Below are 23,320 nucleotides of genomic sequence, written 5' to 3'. Positions count from 1 at the left end.
GATGGGGCCGGATCAGGCAGCACAAATCTCAGTCCGGAATCGGCAAGCTCAGGCTCTCCTTCACCTCTTCCATCACGATATAGCTTTTGGACTCACGCACATGCGGCAGCTTCAACAGAATGTCGCCCAGCAGTTTGCGGTACGAGGCCATCTCGGAAATCCGCGCCTTCACCAGATAGTCGAAATCCCCTGACACCAGGTGGCATTCCAGCACGTGCGGCAGTTTCAGCACCGCGCGGCGGAACTCCTCGAACGTGTCGCCGGATTTGTAATCCAGACTGATCTCGACGAACACCAGCAGGCTACCCTTCAAATGCTGCGGATTGAGCCGGGCGTTGTAGCCCATGATGATCCCTTCCCGCTCCAGCCGCCGCACCCGCTCCGTACACGGTGTGGTGGAAAGACCAACCTTTTCCCCAAGTTCGGTAAACGATATGCGCCCGTCCGCCTGCAGGATCCGCAAGATGTTGCGGTCGATCTTGTCCAGCTCACGTTTGGTCTGAGTGTTGGTACGCATAGGGGATGCGCCTCCGTGAAAAGGGTTTTTGCCGAGAATTGTCGCCAAATATAGGCGCTTATATAGTGAAATGCACTGGCCATTCTTTTTTACACTGCGCGCATCATTGCTCTAACAACAGACGTACGCGGCCCTGCCGCGATGAGGGATACAAAATGCGCGTAATGGTCTTGGGTAGCGGCGTCATCGGTACCGCCAGTGCTTACTATCTGGCCCGTGCCGGGTTTGAAGTGGTGGTGGTCGACCGGCAGCCAGCCGTTGCCATGGAGACCAGTTTCGCCAACGCCGGCCAGGTGTCTCCGGGTTATGCCTCGCCGTGGGCCGCACCGGGCGTGCCGCTCAAGGCCATCAAGTGGCTGGTGCAGCGCCACGCGCCGCTGGCGATCAAGGCCACTGCCGACATCGATCAGTACCTGTGGATGGCGCAGATGCTGCGCAACTGCACCGCCAGCCGTTACGCGGTGAACAAGGAGCGCATGGTGCGTCTGTCCGAGTACAGTCGCGACTGCCTCGATGAACTGCGCGCCGAAACCGGCATCGCCTACGAAGGCCGCAGCCTCGGCACCACGCAACTGTTCCGCACTCAGGCACAGCTCGATGGCGCCGCCAAGGACATCGCCGTGCTGAAAGAATCCGGCGTGCCGTTTGAAGTCCTCGACCGCGCCGGTATTGCCCGCGTCGAGCCGGCCCTGGCCAATGTCACCGACATCCTCGCCGGTGCTCTGCGTCTGCCGAACGACCAGACCGGCGACTGCCAGATGTTCACCACGCGTCTGGCGGAAATGGCCGTGAAACTCGGTGTGGAGTTCCGCTTCGGCCAGGACATCCAGCGCCTCGACTACGCCGGTGACCGCATCAACGGTGTATGGATCGACGGCAAGCTGGAAACCGCCGACCGCTACGTGCTGGCCCTCGGCAGCTACTCGCCGCAATTGCTCAAGCCGCTGGGCATCAAGGCTCCGGTGTATCCGCTCAAGGGTTACTCGCTGACCGTGCCGATCACCAACCCGGCCATGGCCCCGACTTCGACCATTCTCGACGAGACCTACAAGGTTGCGATCACCCGTTTCGACAACCGCATCCGCGTCGGCGGCATGGCGGAGATCGCCGGTTTTGACCTGTCGCTGAATCCGCGTCGGCGCGAAACCCTGGAGATGATCGTCAACGACCTTTATCCTCAGGGCGGCAATCTGGCCGAGGCGAGCTTCTGGACCGGTCTGCGTCCGACCACCCCGGACGGCACGCCGATCGTGGGCGCCACGCCGTTCAAGAACCTGTTCCTCAACACCGGTCACGGCACCCTGGGTTGGACCATGGCGTGCGGTTCCGGTCGTTTGCTGGCCGATCTGATGGCGAAGAAAAAACCGCAGATCAGCGCCGAAGGCCTCGATATTTCCCGTTACGGCAACAAGCCTCAGGAGTCCGCAAAACATGGCAATCCAGCGCCAGCTCACCAATGAGCGCATGAGTCAGATCGTCAGCCACAACGGCACCGTGTATCTGGCCGGTCAGGTCGGCGATGACTTCAATGCCGGGGTCGAACAGCAGACCCGCGACGTGCTCGCCAACATCGAGCGTTTGCTGGATCTGGCCGGGACTGACAAGCAGCATCTGCTTTCGGCAACGATCTACCTGAACGACATCGAGGCGCACTTTGCCGGGATGAACTCGGTGTGGGATCAGTGGCTGCCCAAAGGTGCTGCTCCGGCTCGCGCCACCGTCGAAGCGAAGATGGCCAAGCCGAGCATTCTGGTAGAAATCTCTATCGTCGCCGCGCTGCCGTAACCCGTTGTAAAGATCCCTCTCCCGGCGCTGTTGGCGGTTCACGTCGTCAGTCGGCGCCGGTTTTTTATTTCCATGACCGCCTAGAAGTCTGCCGCCATGCGTCCTGCCCGTGCCCTGATCGACCTAGAAGCCCTGCGTCACAACTACCGAATTGCCCGCGAAGTCACCGGCGCCAAGGCGCTGGCTGTGATCAAGGCTGATGCCTACGGTCATGGTGCGGTGCGCTGCGCCCAGGCGCTGGAAACAGAGGCCGACGGGTTTGCCGTAGCCTGCATCGAAGAAGCACTGGAGCTGCGCGCGGCCGGGATCAAGGCCCCGGTGCTGCTGCTCGAAGGGATCTTCGAAGCCGATGAACTGGCGCTGATCGTCGAGCATGATTTCTGGACCGTGGTGCATTCGCTGTGGCAACTCGAAGCGATCGAGCAGGCTGCCCTGAGCAAACCGATCACCGTGTGGCTCAAGCTCGATTCCGGCATGCACCGTGTGGGCCTGCATCCGAAGGATTACGCGGCGGCCTACCAGCGTCTGCTGGCCAGCGGCAAAGTGGCGAAGATCGTGCTGATGAGCCACTTCGCTCGTGCTGATGAACTGCATGAGCAGAGCAGTGCCGATCAGGTCGCGGTATTCGAGGCGGCGCGTCAGGGCCTGGCGGCTGAAGTCAGCCTGCGCAACTCGCCGGCGGTGCTCGGTTGGCCGCAGATTCACAGCGACTGGGTGCGCCCGGGCATCATGCTTTACGGCGCCACGCCGTTCGAAGAAGCCAACGCCGTGGCCGAGCGCCTGCAACCGGTGATGACCCTCGAATCGAAAGTCATCTGTGTGCGCGAACTGCCCGCCGGCGAGCCGATCGGTTATGGCGCCAAATTCGTCACCGACAAACCGATGCGCATCGGCGTGGTTGCCATGGGTTATGCCGATGGCTACCCGCGTCAGGCACCGACGGGCACTCCGGTGTTGGTGGCCGGCAAACGCAGCCGGATTCTTGGCCGGGTGTCGATGGATATGATGTGCATCGACCTTACCGATGTGCCGGAAGCCGACCTCGGTTCGACCGTCGAGCTGTGGGGCAAAAGCATCCTCGCCAGCGAAGTGGCGCAGTGGGCGGACACCATTCCGTACCAGATCTTCTGCAACCTGCGTCGGGTGCCAAGGCTCTATTCCGAGGGTTGAAGCCACTGCGGGGACCAAGTGTTGTAAATACTGAACGCTGTCGCCATGATAACGCTCAATATTCTTACAACATCAGGAGGCTCCCGCCTTGGACGTCGGTGAACGACTGCAATCGATCCGCAAGCTCAAAGGGCTTTCCCAGCGTGAACTCGCCAAACGCGCGGGCGTCACCAACAGCACTATTTCGATGATCGAAAAGAACAGCGTCAGCCCTTCGATCAGTTCGCTGAGGAAGGTTCTGGGCGGGATTCCCATGTCCATGGTCGAGTTCTTTTCCGAAGAAATCCTGCAGGAAGTCCCGACCCAGATCGTCTACAAGGCCAACGAGCTGATCGACATTTCCGACGGCGCGGTGACCATGAAACTGGTCGGCCGTGCGCACCCGAGCCGGGCCATCGCGTTTCTCAACGAAATCTATCCGCCGGGCGCTGATACTGGCGAAGAAATGCTCACCCATGAGGGCGAAGAAACCGGGATTCTGGTGGAGGGGCGTCTGGAACTGGTGGTGGGCCTGGAAACTTTTATTCTCGAAGCCGGCGACAGCTACTACTTTGAAAGTACCAAGCCGCATCGTTTCCGTAATCCGTTCGACGCGCCTGCGCGACTAATCAGCGCAGCCACGCCGGCGAATTTTTAAACAGAGAGGCGCCAGACCATGACGGCAAAGGCGTCCGCAGAGTTTTCCACAGCGCGGTATAACCCCTTCGACTATGGGGTTGTTTCAGTGTGGCGGGCTACCCGCTATACTTGCGCCCGCCTGCGAACCGTGGCCGCAGGCGTGAATAGCCACCATTGAGGGTGAACGCGTGAACCTAATTATGAAAATGCTGGCCGCACCAGCAACCGTACTGGCCCTCTGGGCTGTCAGCGCTCAAGCTGCGACGAATGACGACATTGCCAAGCGCCTCGAGCCAGTCGGCCAGGTGTGTGTTCAGGGGCAGGAATGCAAGGGCATGGAAGTCGCTGCCTCCGCTGGCGGCGGCGGTGGGGCGAAAACCCCTGATGAAGTGATTGCAAAACATTGCAACGCTTGCCACGGCACGGGCCTGCTGGGCGCACCGAAAATCGGTGACGCAGCGGCCTGGAAAGACCGTGCCGATCACCAGGGCGGCCTCGACGGCCTGCTGGCCAAAGCCATTAGCGGCCTGAACTCGATGCCACCCAAAGGCACCTGCGCCGACTGCTCGGATGACGAGTTGAAGGGCGCGATCCAGAAGATGTCCGGCCTGAAGTAAGCCGCGCTTCTGACGAAAAAAACCGTCTTCGGACGGTTTTTTTGTGCCTGCGATTCACGGCTTTCGCTGTCCTTTGCAGCAAAGTCGAGGCAAGCTCGGTCTACCTCTATTCACGGAATGGGCAGGAGGCTTCAGATGGTGCAGTTGTGTTCGATTGAACAGGCAGTGGACGAGGTGCTCGCACGCTTGCCGGCGCATATCCACATGGGCATGCCGCTGGGGCTGGGCAAGCCCAATCACTTCGTCAACGCGCTGTACCGGCGGATCAAGGATCTGCCCGAGCGACAACTGACGATGTACACCGCGCTGTGCCTGGGGCGGCCGACGCTGGGAGACGGTCTGCAGAAGCGCTTCATCGAACCCTTCGTCGAGCGCGTGTTCGGCGACTACCCCGAATTCGATTTCCTCGCCGATCTGCAGCGTGACAGCCTGCCCGCCAACATCCGCATCGAACAGTTCTTCATGCAGCCCGGCAGCCTGCTCAACAGCGCGCCGGCCCAGCAGGATTACGTCAGCAGCAACTACAGCCACGCTGCCCGCGACATCAACGCCGCCGGCCTCAATCTGGTAGCACAATTGCTCGCCAGCAGTAGCGAACATCCTGATCGCCTGAGTCTGAGCTGCAATCCGGACATCACCCTCGACCTGTTGCCGATGATCACCAAGCGCCGTGAGGCGGGGGAAACCATTCTGCTGGTCGGCCAGGTGCACACCGATTTGCCATACATGCCCGGCGATGCCGAAGTCGATATCGACACTTTCGACTTGCTGATCGACGCGAAGGACAGCAGCACGCTGTTTTCCACACCGAACATGCCGGTGGGCTTTCAGGATCATTTCATCGGCCTGCACGCCAGCACCCTGGTGCGCGACGGCGGCACCTTGCAGATCGGCATCGGCTCGATGGGCGACGCACTCACCGCCGCATTGCTCGCACGGCAGGCGGATAACGCCGGTTATCAGGCCCTGCTCAATGACATAAACCTCAGCCAGTGGGCGCAACTGATCGAGCGCGAGGGCGGCACCGCGCCATTCGCCAAAGGCCTGTATGGCTGCAGTGAAATGTTCGTCAACGGTCTGCTGGTGCTGGCGGATGCCGGGATCATCCGGCGCAAGGTCTACCCCGACGTGCACACTCAGGAGCAGGCCAACGCCGGCACCCTCGATGAGTCGGCGCAGACCGATGGCATCTCTGTGCACGGCGGCTTCTTCCTCGGCCCGCGCAGTTTCTACGAGCGCCTGCGCGAGTTGCCGCAGAGCAAGCGCCTTGAATTCAACATGACCCGCATCAGCTACATCAACGAGCTGTACGGGCAGGAAGAGCTCAAGCGCTTGCAGCGCCTTGATGCGCGCTTCATCAATACCGTGTTCACCATGACGCTGATGGGCGCGGGCGTGGCTGATCAACTGGAAGACGGGCGGGTGCTCAGCGGTGTTGGCGGGCAATACAACTTCGTGGCTCAGGGCCACGCGCTGCACGATGCGCGCTCGATTCTGATCCTGCGCAGCTGGCGCGAGTCCGGCGGCGAGGTCAGCTCGAACATCGTCTGGGAGTACGGGCACTGCACGATTCCACGGCACCTGCGCGACATCGTGGTCACCGAGTACGGCATCGCCGATCTGCGCGGCAAGTCCGATGCGGTGGTGATCGAGGCATTGCTGAACATCAGCGATTCACGCTTTCAACCGGGGCTGATCGAACAGGCGCAGAAGGTCGGCAAACTGCCGAAGGATTTCCGCCTCGATCCGCGATTCGCCGACAACACCCCGCAACGCTTGCAGGCGATTGCCGCGAAGCATCCGAACCTGTTTCCGGAGTATCCGCTGGGTTGTGATTTCAGCGCGATCGAGCGGGATCTGCTGCGGGCGCTGAACTGGTTGAAGAGCAAGTTCAAGCTGAGCGAGATCTTGGAGCTGGGCAAGGCTGCCCTTGATGCGCCAGAAGCATCGCTGTTCCCCGAACACCTGGAACGTATGCAACTGACCAACCCGGAAGGCTTGAAGGAAGATCTGTTCCAGCGCCTGCTGCTCACCGGCCTCAAAGCCACCGCACAGTAACTGCCTGACCCAAAACAACTGTAGGAGTGAGCCTGCTCGCGATAGCGGTGTTTCAGCCGACGAATATATCGACTGAGACTACGCTATCGCGAGCAGGCTCACTCCTACAGGGGTGATGCGGTGTGGCGGGTTACTCGATGAAGGTAACGACGCCATCCTTCAGCGATTTGACGCGCGCCAGCGATTCGACGCGGTAGCCCTGCGAATCCAGCTCGGCACGGCCGCCCTGGAACGACTTCTCGATCACGATCCCGAGGCCCGCCACGGTGGCGCCAGCCTGTTTGATGATCGAGATCAGCGCTTGCGAGGCCTTACCGTTGGCCAGGAAGTCGTCGATGATCAGCACGCGGTCGCTGCTGGTCAGGTGGCGCGGGGAGATGGCCACGGTGCTTTCGGTCTTCTTGGTGAACGAGTAAACGGTCGCCGACAGCAGGTTTTCGGTGAGGGTCAGAGACTGTTGCTTGCGGGCGAAGATTACCGGCACGCCCAGGTTCAGACCGGTCATGATCGCCGGGGCAATGCCCGAGGCTTCGATGGTGACGATCTTGGTGATGCCCGAATCCTTGAACAGCGTGGCGAATTCGTCGCCGATCAGCTTCATCAGGGCCGGGTCGATCGGGAGGATCAGGAAGGCGTCGACTTTCAGGACCTGGTCGGAAAGCACGATGCCTTGTTCGCGGATTTTCTGGTGCAATGCTTCCATGAAGCTGTCCTCATTTGGCGCTTTGTGCGCCGAAGGTCTAGTAAAAAGTGGTCAATTCTAGCGCTTTAACATCGCGCGTATATCAGCCAGTGCGCTATTGCCCCGCACGGCTTTGACTTCGGTGGGTGTGTCGTCGTTGCCTTCCCACGCCAGATCGTCCGGCGGCAGTTCATCGAGGAAGCGGCTGGGCGCGCAGTCGATGATTTCGCCGTACTGTTTGCGTTTGGCGGCGAAGGTGAACGCCAGGGTCTGGCGGGCGCGGGTGATGCCCACGTAAGCCAGGCGGCGTTCTTCTTCGATGGTGTCGGCTTCGATACTGGAGCGGTGCGGAAGGATTTCCTCCTCCATGCCCATGATGAACACGTAAGGGAATTCCAGCCCTTTGGACGCATGCAGGGTCATCATCTGCACGCCTTCGGCGCCGTCCTCTTCTTCCTGCTGACGTTCCAGCATGTCGCGCAGGACCAGTTTGCCGATGGCGTCCTCGACGGTCATCTCGCCGTCTTCGTCTTTTTCCAGGGTGTTCTTCAAGGCTTCGATGAGGAACCAGACGTTGCTCATCCGGTAGTCCGCAGCCTTGTCGCTGGAACTGTTGGTGCGCAGCCAGTTCTCGTAGTCGATGTCCATGACCATGCTGCGCAGGGCCGAGATCGGGTCTTCGCCGGCACACTGCTCGCGCACCTTGTCCATGAAGCGCTTGAAGCGCGCCAGGCGATCGGTGAAGCGGCTGTCGAGATGTTCGCCCAGACCGATTTCATCGGTGGCGGCGTACATCGAGATCTTGCGTTCGGTGGCGTAGTTGCCGAGTTTTTCCAGGGTCGTGGAGCCGATTTCCCGGCGCGGCACGTTGATCACCCGCAGGAAGGCGTTGTCGTCGTCCGGGTTCACGATCAGGCGGAAGTAGGCCATCAGGTCCTTCACTTCCTGGCGGCCGAAGAAGCTGTTGCCACCGCTCAGGCGGTACGGCACCTGGTGGTGCTGCAACTTCAGCTCGATCAGTTTGGCCTGGTAGTTGCCGCGATAGAGGATCGCGAAATCGCTGTACGGACGGTCGGTGCGCAAGTGCAGGCTGAGGATTTCCATGGCCACGCGCTCGGCTTCGGCGTCCTCGTTGCGGCAGCGGATCACGCGGATCTCGTCGCCGTGGCCCATCTCGCTCCACAGCTGCTTTTCGAATTCGTGCGGGTTGTTCGAGATCAGCACGTTGGCGCAGCGCAGGATGCGGCTGGTGGAGCGGTAGTTCTGCTCGAGCATCACCACTTTCAGCGACGGGTAATCGTCCTTGAGCAGCATCAGGTTTTCCGGCCGCGCACCACGCCAGGCGTAGATTGACTGGTCGTCGTCGCCCACCACGGTGAACTGGTTGCGCTTACCGATCAGCATCTTCACCAGCAGGTACTGGCTGGCGTTGGTGTCCTGATATTCGTCGACCAGCAGGTAACGCACCTTGTTCTGCCACTTTTCGAGAATGTCGGCGTGCTCTTCGAAGAGCTTTACCGGCAGCAGGATCAGATCGTCGAAGTCCACCGCGTTGAACGCCTTGAGCGTGCGCTGGTAGTGGGTGTAGACGATGGCAGCGGTCTGTTCTTTCGGATTACGCGCGTTTTCCAGCGCCTGGGCCGGCAGGATCAGGTCGTTTTTCCAGGCGCCGATCATGTTCTTGATCTCGTCGACGCCGTCGTCGCCTGCGTATTCCTTCTGCATGATGTCGGTCATCAGGGCTTTGACGTCGGTCTCGTCGAAGATCGAGAAACCGGGTTTGTAGCCCAGCCGCACATGCTCCTTGCGGATGATGTTCAGGCCCAGGTTGTGGAAGGTGCAGACCGTCAGGCCGCGACCTTCGCCGGCACGCAGCAAGGTGCCGACCCGCTCTTTCATCTCGCGCGCAGCCTTGTTGGTAAAGGTCATGGCGACGATGTACTGGGCGCGGATGCCGCAGTTCTGGATCAGGTGCGCGATCTTGCGGGTGATCACGCTGGTCTTGCCGGAGCCGGCGCCGGCGAGCACCAATAGAGGGCCGCCGACGTAGTTCACGGCTTCTTGCTGCCGGGGATTGAGTCGGGACATACGAAAATTCGGGAGTCGTTGACGAAATGGGCCGGCATTTTAACAGGCTCAGCGATTTGTGCTGCTCTCTCCGACTTGTGACGCACCACGCGATTCAAATTTGCCGGTTTTGTTACTTTCGCGGAGGATGCGCGGTGATTTTGCGGCTAATGTACTCATTCGTGACACAAAATAACGTTTTGATAACCGTTGTCATTTGGTCATTGTTGCGCGCAACGGCATAATGCCCCGCCCACATCATTGCAGAGTCTAGGGAGCTAGCTTGTCTACGCCTGTCGAACCCTTGCGTTTGCTGCTACTGGCCGAAGAGCCAGCGTGGACAGCGTTATTGCGCGAGTGTCTGGCTCCGTTGGGGAGCGCGGCGGTGCTGATCAGCGCGCCGAGCTGGGAGTCGGTCAGCAGTCTGTTCGAAGACAATCGCCACGCGGTGTTGTTGACCATTCCTGCGTTGCAGCCGGCCCCGGGTCGTTGCAGCCTGCCGACGGTGCTGCTGCTGGAACACGAACCGGCTACCGCGCCGGTTGGCGTCAGCGACTGGCTGGTGTTCGACGCGCTCGACGCAGATATGCTGCGCCGCTGCCTGCGCCACGTGCGTGAACGCGGCGTTCTCGAAAATACTCTGCAACGCCTGGCCGAACAGGATCCGCTGACCGGCATCGCCAACCGTCAGGGTTTTCAGACCCTGCTGGCGGCGCGCCTCGCGGAAAACGACGGGCGCGGCCTGGCCCTCGGGCATCTCGATCTCGACAACTTCCGCCACGCCAACGACGCCCTCGGCCATCAGGCCGGCGACCGGCTGATCCTGCAAGTCGTGGCGCGGTTGAAAAGCCAGCTCGAGGCCGGTGATCAACTGGCGCGGCTGGGCAGCGACGAATTTGCCCTGCTGATCGACACCCGCCGTGCGCCGCAACGCGCCGAGTGGATGGCCGAACGCATCACCGAAGCCCTGTCCGAACCGTATTGGGTCGATGGCGAAAGCCTGTTGATCGGCTCCAGTCTCGGCATCGCCCATGCCCGTGCGCAGGGCGGCGCCGATCCGCTGATGTGGCATGCGCACATCGCCATGCAGCAGGCCAAGAGCACGCAGGGCTGTACTTTCCATATTTTTAACGAGCGCATCAACCGCAACGCACGGAGCATGGCCGACCTCGAAAGCGAACTGCGCCGGGCCCTGCGTCGCGATGAACTGGAGTTGCACTACCAGCCACGGCTGAATCTGGCGGACGGGCAGATCGTCGGTCTCGAAGCGCTGGTGCGCTGGCGCCATGGCGAACGCGGTCTGTTGCCGCCGAGCGAATTCGTGCCATTGGCCGAGCAGAGCGGGTTGATCGTGCCGCTGGGTTACTGGGTGATTTCCCGCGCCCTGCGCGACATGCAGGCGCTGCGCGAGCGCGGGCTGCCGGCGCTGCACATGGCGATCAATTTGTCGTTCCGCCAGTTTCAGGACAGCCAGTTGCTACCGACCCTCAGTCGATTGATTGCCGAGCGTGGGGTCGAGGCGCAGTGGCTGGAATTTGAACTCACAGAAACCGCCGTCATGCGCCGCAGCGATCTGGTCAAACAGACCATGGACGCCCTCGGCCGCCTCGGCGTGCGTTTCTCGCTGGATGACTTCGGCACCGGTTTCTCCTCGTTCGTGCACCTCAACAGCTTGCCGATCACCTTGCTGAAGATCGACAAGAGCTTCGTCGGCGGCATGGAGCAGCGCGAAGAGAACCGCAAACTGGTGCACGCGATGATCAACCTCGCGCATAACCTGCACCTGGAAGTGGTGGCAGAAGGGGTGGAGACGCCGGAGCAACTGGATCTGCTACGCGGATTTGGTTGTGATCAGGTGCAGGGCTATCTGATCAGCCGGCCGTTGCCGTTGGCGGAGCTGGTTGAGTACCTGACGTTTGGTTCAAGCCAGCAGCCAGCCCTCGAAATTGTGAGCTGAACACATAACCCCTGTGGGAGCGAGCTTGCTCGCGAAGGCGGCGACACGTTCAATATACACGTGTCAGGTACACCGCTTTCGCGAGCAAGCTCGCTCCCACAGGGAAACTTCATTCAGGTTGAGGGATGTTGAAGCCTCGAGATTGCGGCTCCAGCCGAATCATCCGCTTCATCTTCCATTCAAACGCCAGCGTCAAACTCACCGCCGCACACGCCAACCCCAGCGCCAGCCCCCACCAGACGCCAGTCGGCCCCCAATGCAGGTGAAACGCCATCCACCACGCCGCCGGCGCGCCGATCAGCCAGTAGCAGCCGAGCCCGACCAGAAACGTGGTTTTCGCGTCCTTGAGCCCACGGATGCAGCCCATGGCAATGGTCTGCGTGCCATCGAACAGCTCGAACCACGCGGCTACCGCCAACAGGCTCACGGCCAGACGAATCACCTCGGCAAACGCCGGGTCGTTATGGTCGAGGAACAGCCCGACCAGTTGATTCGGCAGCAGCCAGAACACCATGGCGAAACCCAGCATCACCACCGCACCAAAGACGATGCCGACCCGCCCGGACATCCGCGCATCGCTCAGTTGCCCGGCGCCGTAATGCTGGCCGACGCGCATGGTGATCGCATACGACATGCCCGCCGGCACCATGAACGCCACCGAAACGATCTGCAGAGCGATCTGGTGTGCGCCGAGTTGCGTGCTGCCCATGGTGCCCATGCACAGCGCCGCGAAGGCAAACAGTCCGACTTCCACGGCGTAGGTGCCGCCAATCGGCAGGCCGAGGCGCCACAGTTCTTTCAGGTACTGACGATTTGGCCGCGACAGACCGGCGCGTATTGGATAAGCGTCATACGCCGGGTGCCGACGAATGTGCCAGGCCAGCGCCAGCGCCATGCAATTGGCCACGATCGCGGTGACCAGACCGATGCCGGTCAGCCCCAGTTTCGGCAGACCGAACATGCCGGTGATCAATGCGTAGTTGAGCAGGAAGTTGGCCACGGTGCCGCCGAGGCTGATGACCATTACCGGTGTCGCCCGGCCGATCGCACTGGTGAAGCCGCGCAGGGCCATGAAACTCAGATAGCCGGGCAGGGCGAAGGGCAGGGCGATGAGGAATTGCCCGGCGGCGTTGACGTTGGTTTCGGTCTGGCCGAATAGCAGCAACACCGGTTTCAGATTCCACAGCAGCAGCCCGGCGCCCAGCGCCATCAGCCACGCCAGCCACAAGCCGGCCTGGGTCAGGCGTGCCGCGCCGATGATGTCGCCGGCGCCCTGACGGATTGCCACCAGGGTGCCGACCGCCGCGATCACGCCGATGCAGAAAATCGACACGAACGAATAGCTCGCCGCGCCAAGGCCACCACCGGCCAGCGCTTCGGGACTCAGGCGCGCCATCATCAGGGTGTCGGTCAGCACCATCAGCATGTGCGCCAACTGTGAAGCGATCAACGGCCCTGCCAGCCGCAGGATGGCCCAGAGTTCGGTACGCACGGGATGCTGCATGGTCATCACCACTCATAAAAAGAGGGAACAGGGAACCGTCGATTCTCGGCGCTTCAACGCTTTCGCACAAAGGGATAAAAAGGATGGGTGGCATGATTAAAACTCATCCTGTTCAGATTCTGCTAAGTTGGCCACAACCCGCTATAGGAGCTTTCTGAATGTCCCGTCGTCTTCCTCCCTTGTATGCCCTGCGCGCATTCGAAGCGGCGGCGCGGCACAGTTCGTTCACCCGTGCCGCCGAAGAGTTGTCGATTACCCAGAGTGCGGTGAGTCGGCACATTCGCACGCTTGAAGAGCATTTCGCCTGCAAGCTGTTTCATCGCAGCGGACGCAACCTGCAACTGACCGAGTCAGCGCGCATGCTGTTGCCGGGGATCCGTGACGGTTTTACGGCCCTAGAGCGCGCCTGCAACACCTTGCGCGCCGAGGACGACATCCTGCGCATGAAAGCGCCGTCGACCCTGACCATGCGCTGGTTGCTGGCGCGGCTCAGTCGCTTTCGTCATCTACAACCGGGCAACGAAGTGCAACTGACCAGCGCCTGGATGGATGTGGACTCGGTGGATTTCAACAATGAACCGTTCGACTGCGCCGTGCTGCTGAGTGACGGGCATTTTCCGCCGGACTGGGAGGCCAGCCTGTTGTTTCCGGAAGAGCTGATTCCTGTGGGTGCGCCGAATCTGCTGAATGACCAGCCATGGGGTGTCGCACGCCTGGCCTCCACCGAACTGCTGCACCCGACCCCGGATCGGCGCGACTGGCGCAGTTGGCTGGAGCACATGGGCCTGTCCGATCAGGTGTCGCTCAAGGGCGGGCAGGTGTTCGATACCCTGGAATTGGGCATGATCGCCGCCGCCCGAGGCTACGGTGTGTCGATGGGCGATCTGCTGATGGTCGCCGAGGATGTCGCGCAGGGACGCTTGAGTCTGCCGTGGCCGACTGCCGTCGCCAGCGGACTGCATTATTACCTGGTGTGGCCAAAAACCCGTCCGGGAGGTGAACGTTTGCGCCGTCTCAGCGACTTCCTGCAAGGCGAAGTGCGCGCCATGGCGTTGCCGGTGGTCAAGCGCTTGAGCTGAAACGTTCGAGCCCGCACAATGCCGGCCTCGGGCCATAACCCCGCTATTTACTCAAGTATTCGCATTCACCGCCGAAAATGAGCATGTGGAACCGCCGTGCCGGTTGCCACGATTCACCCCCATTATTAGAACATTCCGAGCAATTGCTGCGATCAGGGAGGATCCGGTGGCTCGGCCAGGAGCTGTCCATGTCTCAACCTCGTGCCCGGATCGCCTCGCAGCTGGGTCTTGCGCTCGCCGTGATTCTTGCGATTGTCATCAGTGGCAGTACGGTGTTCGCCCTGCGTTCGCTGGATACCGCCAACCTTGCCACCCGTGAAGAACACCTCGCCAGTGAGGCGCGACTGCTGGCCGACCAGTTGAGTACCTTCCACGGCACGCTGCGCGAAAGCACCCAGCGTCTGAGTGGGTTGTTCGAAAAGCGCTTCAGTGCCGGCCTGAGCATTCACCCGGATGAACCGGTGAGTGTCGCTGGCACCCAGACCCCGGGCCTGCACCTGGGCAGCGAAGTGTTGAACAACAACTTCAAGGAAGTCGACGAGTTCAAGCAGATGACCGCTGGGGTCGCCACCCTGTTCGTGCGCAGCGGCGAAGACTTCGTGCGCGTCAGCACTTCCCTGACCAAGCAGGACGGCACTCGTGCGATCGGCACCTTGCTCGATCATGCGCACCCGGCGTACGCGAAGTTGATGGCAGGCCAAGGTTATGTCGGCCGAGCCTTGCTGTTCGACCGCTCCTACATGACTCAGTACACGCCAGTGCGCGACGGCAGCGGCAAGGTGATTGCGGTGCTGTTCGTCGGCTTCGACTACACCGACGCACAGAACGCCCAGTTCGCCAACCTCAAGCGCTTCCGTATTGGTCAGAACGGTTCGCTGGCGTTGCTCGATGAGCAAAACAAATGGCTGGTCGCCCCGGCCGGTGTGCAAGCGCTGGATCAGGCCGTTCCGGTGATCAAGGGGCTGGCGGCGAAACCGGGCAAGGGTGAGTTCTGGAGCGACACCGCTGAAGACTTCTACAGCATCGCCGTACCGTTCGACGGCGGGCCGTGGTCGGTGGTGGCGAGCATGCCGAAATCCGAGATTCGCGCGGTGACCTGGAGCGTCGGCACCCAACTCGCCATCGGCAGCCTGCTGGCGATGTTGATCGCAGTGGGGGCGGCGATGTGGCTGCTGCGCAGCAAGCTGCAACCGCTGGGCGACCTGGTGCGTCAGGCCGAAGCGCTGGGCGCCGGTGATCTGAGCGTGCGTCTGAACGTAGCGAGCAACGACGAAATCGGTCAGCTGTCGCGCGCGTTCAACCAGATGAGCCAGGCGCTGTCGACCATGGTCGAGCACATCCGTCGTTCTTCGGAAGAGGTCAACAGCCGCGCTCAGGCGCTGTCCGGTTTGTCCGGCGGCGCGTACGAAGGCATGGAACAGCAGTCCGGCGAAATCACCAGCATGGCCGGCGCAGTTGAAGAGTTCAGCGCCACCTCGCTGAACATCGCCGACAACATGGGCGCGACCCAGCGTCTGGCCCAGGAAAACGCTCAGCAAACGCAGATCGGTCGCAGCTCGATGGAAGAAGCGTCGTCCTCGCTGGAGCAAATCGCTGGCGCATTGAACACCACGGCCACCGTGATCAACACCCTCGGTCAGCGCTCCCAGGAAATCGGCGGCATTGTCAGCGTGATCACCTCGATTGCCGAACAGACCAATCTGCTGGCGCTCAACGCGGCCATCGAAGCGGCCCGTGCCGGTGAACAGGGCCGTGGTTTTGCCGTGGTCGCCGATGAGGTGCGCAACCTCGCGTCGCGCACCCGTCAGGCGACTGACGAAATCTCCGGGATGATTCACAGCATCCAGCAGGAAACCGGCAACGCCATCAGCACCATGGAGCAGGGCAACCTGCTGATGCAGGAAGGCCTGTCGCGCAACGCCAATGTGGCGTCGGCGCTGGCGCGGATCGACGAGCAGAGCCGCTCGGCGGGGCAGCAGTTTGCCGCGATTACAACGGCGACGCAGGAGCAGAGCAGTACCGCCACCTTGCTCAGCAGCAATCTGCAGAGCATTGCGCTGGCCAACAGTGAGCAGCGTGAGGTGGTGTCGAACCTTGCCGTGACCGCGAAAGAGCTGGAGAAGCTGGCGGCGGATTTGCGTTCTGAGGTTGATCGCTTCCGTTGATACAGCCTTGATATAGCTTTCGCGAGCAAGCTCGCTCCCACAGTTTCCGGCGTGAATCACAGATTCTGTGAACACCCGAGATCCCTGTGGGAGCGAGCTTGCTCGCGAATGGATCCCCGCCAATTCTTGGTAAATCACACGATCGCAAGCTCCATTGCACTTGCTGAAACGTTTCCGCAGCGCTATAAAAATGGCACAACTCCAATAAAGGCTGCTGCCATGACCCCGCTCAAACTCGCCGTTGCACTCGGCGCACTCTCTGCTGCTTCCCACGCCATGGCGTGGGATTACGTACTCCTCGATACCAACAAGCCCGCGCAAAACTGGAGCATTACCAGTGAGCAGCTCGGGGTGAAAACCGCCAAGCCTTTCTCCGTGAGTCTGCGAACCTTGCACGGCGGACGACAGGAAGGTGTCAGCATCGTCGATATCGATAACGGCACGATGAAACTCTCGGTGGTGCCGACCCGTGGCATGAATGTCCTGCAGGCGTCTGTCGGCAACGTGCACATGGGTTGGGATTCGCCGGTCAAGGAAGTGGTCAACCCGGCCTTCATCGAACTCAATGGACGCGGTGGCCTGGGCTGGCTGGAGGGCTTCAACGAGCTGGTAACCCGCTGCGGTTACGAATGGGTCGGCCATCCCGGCATGGACAATGGCGAGTTGCTGACTCTGCACGGGCGCGCCGCCAACATCCCGGCCAGCAGCGTTACCCTGCACATTGATGAGAAGCCGCCGTACGCCATCAGCCTGCGCGGCGAACTGAAAGAACAGGCGTTCAAGAAAGTCGACTTCTCGGTCGTCACTGAGCTGGTCACCGAGCCGGGCAGCGTGCGCTTTGCCCTCAACGATACGCTGACTAACAACGGCGATTATCCGAAGGAATACCAGGCGCTGTATCACAGCAACTTCAGCACGCCGTTCCTCGAGCAGGGTGCACGGTTCGCGGCGCCGGTGAAACAGGTCTCGCCATTCAACGACAAGGCCAAAGCCGAGTTGGCAGATTGGCAGACATATCGTGGTCCAACCAAGGACTATGACGAAACCGTCTATAACGTCGTGCCCTACGCCGACGCTCAAGGTGAAACCCTGACTGTTTTGCACAACAAGGCTGGCAGCCTCGGTGTCTCTGTTGGCTTCAATACTCAACAGCTGCCAGTGTTTTCCCTGTGGAAAAACACCGACACCCAAGGGCAGGGCTATGTCACGGGCCTTGAGCCAGGCACCAGCTTTTCCTACAACCGCCGCTATCAGCGTCCGCTGAATCTGGTGCCGACCATTGCGCCAAAGGCCAGCCAACAGTTTCAGATCAGCTACAGCCTGCTGGCAGACAAGGGTGCTGTGGATAACGCACTGAAGCGCGTGAGCGAAATCCAGGCCGGGCGCGACACCGAAGTGCGACAGACGCCGCTGGTGGATCTGACCGAGCATTAAGGCGTCGCCGGCCGATACTGCAGCGCCTCGGCCAGATGCTCACGGCTGATTGCATCGACTTGCTCAAGGTCTGCCAGGGTTCTGGCGACCTTGAGCAAACGATGGGCTGAGCGCAGTGACAAGGTCAGCCGTTCACAGGCTGATTCCAGCCATTTCTCATCGGCTTTGGATAACTGGCAGTGCCGCTTCAAGCCTGGCAGATCGAGGAACGCATTGGCACAACGCTGACGCTTTTGCTGGCGTTCCCGCGCCTCGGCCACCACGGCTGCCGCACTGGCGCTGTCCTCTCCCGGCTTCACCTGCGGGTTCAGCGCCGTCGCTTCCCGCGCCACCGTCAGATGCAGATCAATCCGATCCAGCAACGGCCCCGACAGCTTGTTGCGATAGCGCTGGACCATGTCCGGTGTGCACGAGCACTTGCCGCTGGGCTCGCCAAGATATCCACAGGGACAAGGATTCATTGCCGCCACCAACTGGAAACGCGCGGGAAAGCGCACGCGATCCTTGGCTCGGGCAATCACGATATGCCCGGATTCCAGCGGCTCGCGCAGTACCTCCAACACCTTGCGATCAAATTCCGGAAGCTCGTCGAGAAACAGCACACCGTGGTGGGCGAGGGTGATCTCGCCGGGTTGCGGTTTCGAGCTGCCACCGACCAGCGCCGGTCCCGATGCAGAATGGTGCGGTTGACGGAATGGTCGCTGCGGCCAATGGGTCAGTGGCACGCCGCTGGCGACCGATTGAATCGCCGCCACTTCCAGCGCCTCGCATTCGGAGAGTGGCGGCAGCAGGCCCGGCAAGCGACTCGCCAACAAGGTCTTGCCCGTTCCCGGCGGCCCACTGAACAACAGGTTGTGCGCGCCCGCCGCCGCAATCAGCAGCGCCCGTTTCGCGGCCATCTGTCCTTGCACTTCATTGAGGTCGGGATAAGGTTTCGCCGCATGGATCAGCCCGTCCGAGACATAAGGCTCGACCGGCGTGTGCCCGTTGAAATGCGCCACTGCTTCCAGCAGATGATCCACCGCAAACACCTTCAATCCTGAGGCCAGGCACGCTTCCTCGGCATTCGCCCGCGGCACCACCAGTGCCCGCCCGGCCCTGCGCGCGGCCAGTGCCGCCGGCAACACCCCGCGTACCGGACGCACAGCGCCGGACAACGCCAGTTCACCGAGGCATTCCACCTCATCCAGCGTCAGACACGGTACCTGCACACTCGCCGACAGAATCCCCAAGGCAATCGCCAGATCAAAACGCCCGCCATCCTTGGGCAGATCCGCCGGCGCCAGATTCAAGGTGATCCGCCGCGCCGGAAACTGCAGCCCGGAATTGATGATCGCACTGCGCACCCGATCCTTGCTCTCCTTCACCGCCGCTTCAGGCAGCCCGACCATGGTCAGCGAGGGCAGACCGTTGGCCAGATGGACTTCGACGGTAACGGCGGGCGCATCCACGCCAATCTGGGCGCGACTGTGGACGATGGAGAGGGACATGGTCGTTCCTTGAGCTGAATCGGGGAGCCGCTTCCTGCGGGTTTTTGAAGGGTAGTTGGGAGAGCGAGTCCAAGTGGCACGGATGCGAGGGCAAACCTTCACTGGATGTTGCCAAGTTGCCCTCCCAAGCTCAGTAGGGGCGCCACTTTAGTTTTCCTCTCCGGGATTTTTTAATTGGCTTCCTCCCCCGGCCAGCCAACCATCCGGTTCGAGTTCTTTACCGTACTTGGCCGCTACCTCAATGAAACGACGCTGATTGGCTGAAATACCTCCGGCTAACCGAAGTGCTTCAGTGTGATATCCAATAATCTCCTGCAGCTTTGCCCTTCTCTTTTTGTCTTTCATTGAGGCCTCGTTTTTCGGGTGACAGATGCTTCGTTAGCTACCGTAGTACAAGGAGGAAGAGTCGCGTAATCAGGCGCAGACGCTGATTTTTGTAGGGCCATGCCCTAATAGTTGTAGGACGCCGGCGAAAGGGTTTCGACGGTCTTGTATCGCGGAGTCGGATGCTCCAGGTTGGCCGTTCAATGCAGCCTCTGGAGGCGAAAAATGGACCGCAATGGTATGCGCCCGATTCAGCCGGGCGAGGTTTTGAATAAGGAATTCATGGAGCCGTTGGGCATGACTGTCATGGACCTGGCCATGCCCACGAACTGGCCTGAAACCGAGATCGAAAAGCTTGTGAAATGCCAGCTCAGGATCTGCGCCGATCTGGCAATCAGCCTTGCCACTCATCTAAACACTACGCCGGAGTTCTGGATGAATCTCCAATCGACTTACGATTTGCGTCGGACCCAGCTCCGGCATGCGGGTTTATAGCGATTGCAGCATCCGCGAAGCCCTTTTCCACCATGGCCCCGTCATTGGGCGCTTGGTCTGTTCCCGTTCCACCATCATCAGCGGCACATCTTGTAACCGTATCCACGGCTGATTATTCCAATGCAACAAACTCAACGTCATGTCCGGCCAACTGAGCAGGCTCAGGTGTGGGCGTTCGCTTGTGGTGGGGTGTTGGGCGTCGCGTAGGGTGGGGATGACCTGGTGGGTGAGCCATTCGCGCAGCGCTCGGTATTCGGGGCAGTAGTGGTAGACGAGGAGGGCGTAGATGCCGGATTCGCTGATCAGCAGGGTGTTTTCGATCTGGTTGTGGATCAGGGTTTTGCGGGTCTGGTATTGGTCGGGGTCGAGTTTTCGCAGCATGCGTTCGTTGAGGTAGATGTGCAGCAGGCGGCTCAGGTCTCGGGCGCAGAACCAGGGCTGGTTCTGGATGAGCAGGGCGTGGAGGGGGAGTTTGTGGCGGGTGAAGATGTACGGGGTCAGATAAGACTCTTCTTGATTCATTGAGCAGTTCCTCTTGCTTAAGGGGCTGCCCTCAATCGTCGCCAAACGATTGGGTGGCAGTTGTACGCGGGTTGGCGAACCGGAGCAAAAGGAACCCGGCAGACCCGAAGGTCTCCCACGCACAACCGCCATGAAACGATGTGGCGGTAAATGTAGCCGCCATCATGGTTGTCGTGCGCCTTAAGCTGTTCGGGTCGCCAAACCCGGTGCTGAACATTCAGCATCGGGTGAGCTTAGAAACCTGGGCTTTTCGGCGCAATCGGACGGCGGTGGTGCAGGTTGTAGGACGTTGCCGGGATGTTTGAAGGGCTGGAGATCAAAAGATCGCAGCCTTCGGCAGCTCCTACAGGGGGGGCGGATTATTCAGCGGGCGGCGTCAGCTTGGCTTCCAGCTCTGCGACTTTGGCTTCAAGGCTTTCGAGGCGGGCGCGGGTGCGGGCCAACACAACCATCTGACTGTCGAATTCTTCGCGGCTGACCAGGTCAAGTTTGCTGAACGCACTCTGCAGCAGCATCTTGAACTGGCTTTCGATTTCGGCTTTCGGCAGCGGTGTGTCGCCGCTGAACAGGCGGGAGGCGGTGCCGCTCAGGGCGTCGAGGAAGTCTTTGGGCGCGAGCATGGAATGTGTCCTGTAAACAGTGGCGGGCAGTGTATCACGCAGTGTCTATAGTCATTGACGCAGGCACGGATGCACGCTTTTCGCGCAGGCGGACGGACGGCAGCGCACCGTTGTTGTGCGTAACCGTCAGGGCTTTTTTGCGCGGGCGCCTGCGGCAGCGGCCAAGGGATTGAAATCAGAGGAATTTGGCGAGATGGCAAGCTTTCTGCTTAGTCGGTAGTGACCCATGCACTGATGCAGTCGCTGTGACGAATGCAGTGCGGCAGGCGGGACGGGGAGTTTCGTCGGCAGCGGTTAGCTGGCGTCAGTCGGGCAGGTAGGGCCGACGATGCGTTACAAAGCCAGGCACTGCGCTTAGACTTGAGTCGGGTTTGTTTTCCTGGGGCAAGTCCACCAATTCGGGAGAGAGTTTCATGAAGCTAGTCACTGCCATCATCAAGCCGTTCAAGTTGGACGACGTGCGCGAGTCGCTGTCCGAAATCGGCGTGCAGGGCATTACCGTTCCTGAAGTCAAAGGCTTCGGCCGGCAGAAGGGTCACACCGAGCTGTATCGCGGCGCGGAGTATGTGGTCGATTTTCTGCCCAAGGTGAAAATCGACGTTGCCATCGACGACAAGGATCTGGATCGGGTTATCGAGGCGATAACCAAGGCTGCCACCACCGGCAAGATCGGTGACGGCAAGTTCTTCGTGGTCAGTCGGGATCAGGCGATCCGCATCCGTACCGGCGAAACCGATACCGACGCGATCTAAACGCCGCCACAAACCCAACGCCCCAGGAGAAAACAATATGACTCTGCGTAAATTCGCAGGGCTAGGCGCCCTGTTGTCCATCGTAATGCCCGGCCTGGCTATGGCGGCAGATCCGGTGGCGCCTCCAGTCCTCAATTCCGGCGATACCGCCTGGATGCTGACGTCCACAGCCCTCGTGCTGTTCATGACCATTCCAGGCCTGGCGCTGTTCTACGGCGGCATGGTGCGCTCGAAAAACATTCTTTCGGTGATGATGCAGTGCTTCGCCATTACCGGTCTGATCAGCGTTTTGTGGGTCATTTATGGCTACAGCATTGCGTTCGATACCACCGGCATGGAGCAGGGCGTCGTCAACTTCAACTCGTTCTTCGGCGGCATGGGCAAGGCATTCCTCGCCGGGGTCACGCCTTCGAGCCTTACCGGTCCTGCGGCGCTGTTTCCTGAGGCGGTGTTCATCACCTTCCAGATGACCTTCGCGATCATCACCCCGGCACTGATCGTCGGTGCGTTCGCCGAGCGAATGAAATTTTCCGCGATGCTGATCTTCATGGGCGTCTGGTTCACCCTCGTCTATGCGCCGATCGCACACATGGTCTGGTCCGGTAATGGCGGCCTGCTGTGGGACTGGGGCGTACTCGACTTCGCGGGCGGCACCGTGGTGCATATCAACGCCGGTATCGCCGGTCTGGTAGCGTGCCTGGTACTGGGCAAGCGCAAAGGCTTCCCGACCACCCCGATGGCGCCGCACAACCTCGGTTACACCCTGATGGGCGCGGCGATGCTGTGGGTCGGCTGGTTCGGCTTCAACGCCGGTTCCGCCGCAGCCGCCAACGGCACTGCCGGCATGGCGATGCTGGTCACTCAGATTGCAACCGCTGCAGCGGCTCTGGGCTGGATGTTCGCGGAGTGGATCACTCACGGCAAACCAAGCGCTCTGGGCATCGCCTCGGGTGTGGTTGCCGGTCTGGTGGCGATTACTCCGGCTGCGGGCACCGTTGGCCCGATGGGCGCACTGGTGATCGGTCTGGCGGCAGGCGTGGTGTGCTTCTTCTGTGCCACCACCCTGAAACGCAAACTTGGCTATGACGACTCCCTGGATGCCTTCGGCGTACACGGTATCGGCGGTATCCTCGGTGCGATCCTCACCGGTGTATTCGCTGCACCGTCGCTGGGTGGCTTCGGCACCGTCACCGACATCGCCGCTCAAGTGTGGATTCAGTGCAAAGGTGTCGGCTTCACGGTGATCTACACCGCGATCGTCACCTTCATCATCCTCAAGGTCCTGGACGCCGTGATGGGTCTGCGCGTGACTGAGGAAGAAGAGTCGGTGGGTCTCGATCTGGCACAACACAACGAACGCGGCTACAACCTGTAAGTACGCGCATTAAAAAACTTGCCCGGTTCGCCGGGCATTTTTTTGTCTGGAATTTGTCATTGAAAGGAAGGCTGAAAGGATTTTTCGTA

General features: G+C 60.7%; 21 protein-coding genes. 13 read left to right on the top strand and 8 right to left on the bottom strand.

Annotated features, from left to right (window positions below; genetic code table 11):
* Positions 1–28: 28 nt before the first annotated feature.
* A complete protein-coding gene (locus ACIP8I_RS10895; RefSeq protein WP_003177284.1) occupies positions 29–517 on the bottom strand; it encodes an Lrp/AsnC ligand binding domain-containing protein in 489 nt (162 codons plus the stop codon).
* A gap of 155 nt (positions 518–672) precedes the next feature.
* Between ACIP8I_RS10895 and dadA the strand changes: the two genes are divergently transcribed.
* The 6 genes from dadA to ACIP8I_RS10865 all read left to right on the top strand — a co-directional run bounded on the left by dadA (position 673) and on the right by ACIP8I_RS10865 (position 6,765).
* Positions 673–1,977, top strand: coding sequence for a D-amino acid dehydrogenase (dadA, locus tag ACIP8I_RS10890; protein ID WP_400760933.1), 1,305 nt, complete (start codon positions 673–675; stop codon positions 1,975–1,977).
* Positions 1,949–2,302, top strand: a complete 354-nt coding sequence (locus tag ACIP8I_RS10885; RefSeq protein ID WP_108588938.1) for a RidA family protein — start codon at positions 1,949–1,951, stop codon at positions 2,300–2,302. Before dadA ends, ACIP8I_RS10885 begins: the two co-directional genes overlap by 29 nt.
* A 96-nt stretch (positions 2,303–2,398) precedes the next feature.
* On the top strand, positions 2,399–3,472 hold the full coding sequence (gene alr, locus ACIP8I_RS10880) for an alanine racemase (RefSeq protein WP_400760931.1): 1,074 nt from the start codon (positions 2,399–2,401) through the stop codon (positions 3,470–3,472).
* Between the two features lie 88 nt (positions 3,473–3,560).
* The gene (locus tag ACIP8I_RS10875; protein ID WP_007920393.1) at positions 3,561–4,109 is read left to right on the top strand and encodes a cupin domain-containing protein; all 549 of its coding nucleotides are present in this window, start codon (positions 3,561–3,563) and stop codon (positions 4,107–4,109) included.
* A gap of 181 nt (positions 4,110–4,290) precedes the next feature.
* Entirely contained in the window at positions 4,291–4,707 is a 417-nt protein-coding gene (locus ACIP8I_RS10870) for a c-type cytochrome (RefSeq protein WP_400760958.1), read from the top strand.
* A 135-nt stretch (positions 4,708–4,842) separates the two neighbouring features.
* Entirely contained in the window at positions 4,843–6,765 is a 1,923-nt protein-coding gene (locus ACIP8I_RS10865) for an acetyl-CoA hydrolase/transferase C-terminal domain-containing protein (protein WP_400760929.1), read from the top strand.
* A 130-nt stretch (positions 6,766–6,895) separates the two neighbouring features.
* Here the strand turns inward: ACIP8I_RS10865 and ACIP8I_RS10860 are convergent, their stop codons facing one another.
* Both ACIP8I_RS10860 and rep read right to left on the bottom strand, forming a co-directional pair.
* Complete coding sequence (locus ACIP8I_RS10860; protein ID WP_400760926.1) at positions 6,896–7,468, bottom strand: xanthine phosphoribosyltransferase; 573 nt, start codon at positions 7,466–7,468, stop codon at positions 6,896–6,898.
* A gap of 57 nt (positions 7,469–7,525) precedes the next feature.
* Positions 7,526–9,535: a DNA helicase Rep gene (gene rep, locus ACIP8I_RS10855; protein ID WP_367082036.1), complete on the bottom strand. Its 2,010-nt coding sequence runs from the start codon at positions 9,533–9,535 to the stop codon at positions 7,526–7,528.
* 262 nt (positions 9,536–9,797) lie between these two features.
* On the opposite strand from rep, the gene ACIP8I_RS10850 reads away from it, so the two are divergent.
* A complete protein-coding gene (locus ACIP8I_RS10850) occupies positions 9,798–11,471 on the top strand; it encodes a putative bifunctional diguanylate cyclase/phosphodiesterase (protein WP_400760923.1) in 1,674 nt (557 codons plus the stop codon).
* A 109-nt stretch (positions 11,472–11,580) separates the two neighbouring features.
* Here the strand turns inward: ACIP8I_RS10850 and ACIP8I_RS10845 are convergent, their stop codons facing one another.
* A complete protein-coding gene (locus ACIP8I_RS10845; RefSeq protein WP_045122177.1) occupies positions 11,581–12,975 on the bottom strand; it encodes a NorM family multidrug efflux MATE transporter in 1,395 nt (464 codons plus the stop codon).
* A 158-nt stretch (positions 12,976–13,133) separates the two neighbouring features.
* Between ACIP8I_RS10845 and ACIP8I_RS10840 the strand changes: the two genes are divergently transcribed.
* From ACIP8I_RS10840 to ACIP8I_RS10830, 3 genes are all read left to right on the top strand, one after another.
* On the top strand, positions 13,134–14,054 hold the full coding sequence (locus ACIP8I_RS10840) for a LysR substrate-binding domain-containing protein (RefSeq protein ID WP_400760918.1): 921 nt from the start codon (positions 13,134–13,136) through the stop codon (positions 14,052–14,054).
* A gap of 188 nt (positions 14,055–14,242) precedes the next feature.
* Positions 14,243–16,219, top strand: a complete 1,977-nt coding sequence (locus ACIP8I_RS10835; RefSeq protein ID WP_400760915.1) for a methyl-accepting chemotaxis protein — start codon at positions 14,243–14,245, stop codon at positions 16,217–16,219.
* Positions 16,220–16,438: 219 nt separating this feature from the next.
* The gene (locus tag ACIP8I_RS10830; protein WP_400760913.1) at positions 16,439–17,653 is read left to right on the top strand and encodes an aldose 1-epimerase family protein; all 1,215 of its coding nucleotides are present in this window, start codon (positions 16,439–16,441) and stop codon (positions 17,651–17,653) included.
* On the opposite strand, the gene ACIP8I_RS10825 is transcribed toward ACIP8I_RS10830, so the two are convergent.
* Together ACIP8I_RS10825 and ACIP8I_RS10820 are read right to left on the bottom strand one after the other, a co-directional pair.
* Positions 17,650–19,143, bottom strand: a complete 1,494-nt coding sequence (locus ACIP8I_RS10825; protein ID WP_400760910.1) for a YifB family Mg chelatase-like AAA ATPase — start codon at positions 19,141–19,143, stop codon at positions 17,650–17,652. The genes ACIP8I_RS10830 and ACIP8I_RS10825 overlap by 4 nt on opposite strands.
* Positions 19,144–19,290: 147 nt before the next feature.
* Complete coding sequence (locus tag ACIP8I_RS10820; RefSeq protein WP_400760908.1) at positions 19,291–19,488, bottom strand: hypothetical protein; 198 nt, start codon at positions 19,486–19,488, stop codon at positions 19,291–19,293.
* 204 nt (positions 19,489–19,692) lie between these two features.
* On the opposite strand from ACIP8I_RS10820, the gene ACIP8I_RS10815 reads away from it, so the two are divergent.
* The gene (locus tag ACIP8I_RS10815) at positions 19,693–19,962 is read left to right on the top strand and encodes a HigA family addiction module antitoxin (protein ID WP_400760906.1); all 270 of its coding nucleotides are present in this window, start codon (positions 19,693–19,695) and stop codon (positions 19,960–19,962) included.
* Here ACIP8I_RS10815 and ACIP8I_RS10810 read toward each other — a convergent pair.
* Together ACIP8I_RS10810 and ACIP8I_RS10805 are read right to left on the bottom strand one after the other, a co-directional pair.
* Positions 19,957–20,484 carry a Bro-N domain-containing protein gene (locus tag ACIP8I_RS10810; protein ID WP_400760904.1) on the bottom strand — a complete coding sequence of 176 codons (528 nt, stop codon included), beginning with the start codon at positions 20,482–20,484 and terminating at the stop codon, positions 19,957–19,959. The two genes, ACIP8I_RS10815 and ACIP8I_RS10810, sit on opposite strands and share 6 nt — an antisense overlap.
* A 359-nt stretch (positions 20,485–20,843) precedes the next feature.
* Positions 20,844–21,104 carry an accessory factor UbiK family protein gene (locus tag ACIP8I_RS10805; RefSeq protein ID WP_011336527.1) on the bottom strand — a complete coding sequence of 87 codons (261 nt, stop codon included), beginning with the start codon at positions 21,102–21,104 and terminating at the stop codon, positions 20,844–20,846.
* Positions 21,105–21,517: 413 nt separating this feature from the next.
* Between ACIP8I_RS10805 and glnK the strand changes: the two genes are divergently transcribed.
* Positions 21,518–21,856: a P-II family nitrogen regulator gene (gene glnK, locus ACIP8I_RS10800; protein ID WP_400760901.1), complete on the top strand. Its 339-nt coding sequence runs from the start codon at positions 21,518–21,520 to the stop codon at positions 21,854–21,856.
* A gap of 37 nt (positions 21,857–21,893) precedes the next feature.
* On the top strand, positions 21,894–23,231 hold the full coding sequence (locus tag ACIP8I_RS10795; protein WP_007964548.1) for an ammonium transporter: 1,338 nt from the start codon (positions 21,894–21,896) through the stop codon (positions 23,229–23,231).
* The last annotated feature ends 89 nt before the right edge of the window (positions 23,232–23,320 follow it).

The sequence above is a fragment of the Pseudomonas sp. NPDC088414 genome (genome assembly GCF_044753325.1).
Classification (GTDB): Bacteria; Pseudomonadota; Gammaproteobacteria; order Pseudomonadales; family Pseudomonadaceae; genus Aquipseudomonas.
The sequence above is the reverse complement of the archived record's forward strand: the minus strand, read 5'-3'. Positions and strand labels throughout refer to the sequence as shown.

Coding starts and splice junctions, on each gene's coding strand:
- ACIP8I_RS10895 (WP_003177284.1), bottom strand. CDS start 517: ATGCGTACCAACACTCAGACCAAACGTGAGCTGGACAAGATCGACCGC.
- dadA (WP_400760933.1), top strand. CDS start 673: ATGCGCGTAATGGTCTTGGGTAGCGGCGTCATCGGTACCGCCAGTGCT.
- ACIP8I_RS10885 (WP_108588938.1), top strand. CDS start 1,949: ATGGCAATCCAGCGCCAGCTCACCAATGAGCGCATGAGTCAGATCGTC.
- alr (WP_400760931.1), top strand. CDS start 2,399: ATGCGTCCTGCCCGTGCCCTGATCGACCTAGAAGCCCTGCGTCACAAC.
- ACIP8I_RS10870 (WP_400760958.1), top strand. CDS start 4,291: ATGAAAATGCTGGCCGCACCAGCAACCGTACTGGCCCTCTGGGCTGTC.
- ACIP8I_RS10865 (WP_400760929.1), top strand. CDS start 4,843: ATGGTGCAGTTGTGTTCGATTGAACAGGCAGTGGACGAGGTGCTCGCA.
- ACIP8I_RS10860 (WP_400760926.1), bottom strand. CDS start 7,468: ATGGAAGCATTGCACCAGAAAATCCGCGAACAAGGCATCGTGCTTTCC.
- rep (WP_367082036.1), bottom strand. CDS start 9,535: ATGTCCCGACTCAATCCCCGGCAGCAAGAAGCCGTGAACTACGTCGGC.
- ACIP8I_RS10845 (WP_045122177.1), bottom strand. CDS start 12,975: ATGCAGCATCCCGTGCGTACCGAACTCTGGGCCATCCTGCGGCTGGCA.
- ACIP8I_RS10840 (WP_400760918.1), top strand. CDS start 13,134: ATGTCCCGTCGTCTTCCTCCCTTGTATGCCCTGCGCGCATTCGAAGCG.
- ACIP8I_RS10835 (WP_400760915.1), top strand. CDS start 14,243: ATGTCTCAACCTCGTGCCCGGATCGCCTCGCAGCTGGGTCTTGCGCTC.
- ACIP8I_RS10830 (WP_400760913.1), top strand. CDS start 16,439: ATGACCCCGCTCAAACTCGCCGTTGCACTCGGCGCACTCTCTGCTGCT.
- ACIP8I_RS10825 (WP_400760910.1), bottom strand. CDS start 19,143: ATGTCCCTCTCCATCGTCCACAGTCGCGCCCAGATTGGCGTGGATGCG.
- ACIP8I_RS10820 (WP_400760908.1), bottom strand. CDS start 19,488: ATGAAAGACAAAAAGAGAAGGGCAAAGCTGCAGGAGATTATTGGATAT.
- ACIP8I_RS10815 (WP_400760906.1), top strand. CDS start 19,693: ATGGACCGCAATGGTATGCGCCCGATTCAGCCGGGCGAGGTTTTGAAT.
- ACIP8I_RS10810 (WP_400760904.1), bottom strand. CDS start 20,484: ATGAATCAAGAAGAGTCTTATCTGACCCCGTACATCTTCACCCGCCAC.
- ACIP8I_RS10805 (WP_011336527.1), bottom strand. CDS start 21,104: ATGCTCGCGCCCAAAGACTTCCTCGACGCCCTGAGCGGCACCGCCTCC.
- glnK (WP_400760901.1), top strand. CDS start 21,518: ATGAAGCTAGTCACTGCCATCATCAAGCCGTTCAAGTTGGACGACGTG.
- ACIP8I_RS10795 (WP_007964548.1), top strand. CDS start 21,894: ATGACTCTGCGTAAATTCGCAGGGCTAGGCGCCCTGTTGTCCATCGTA.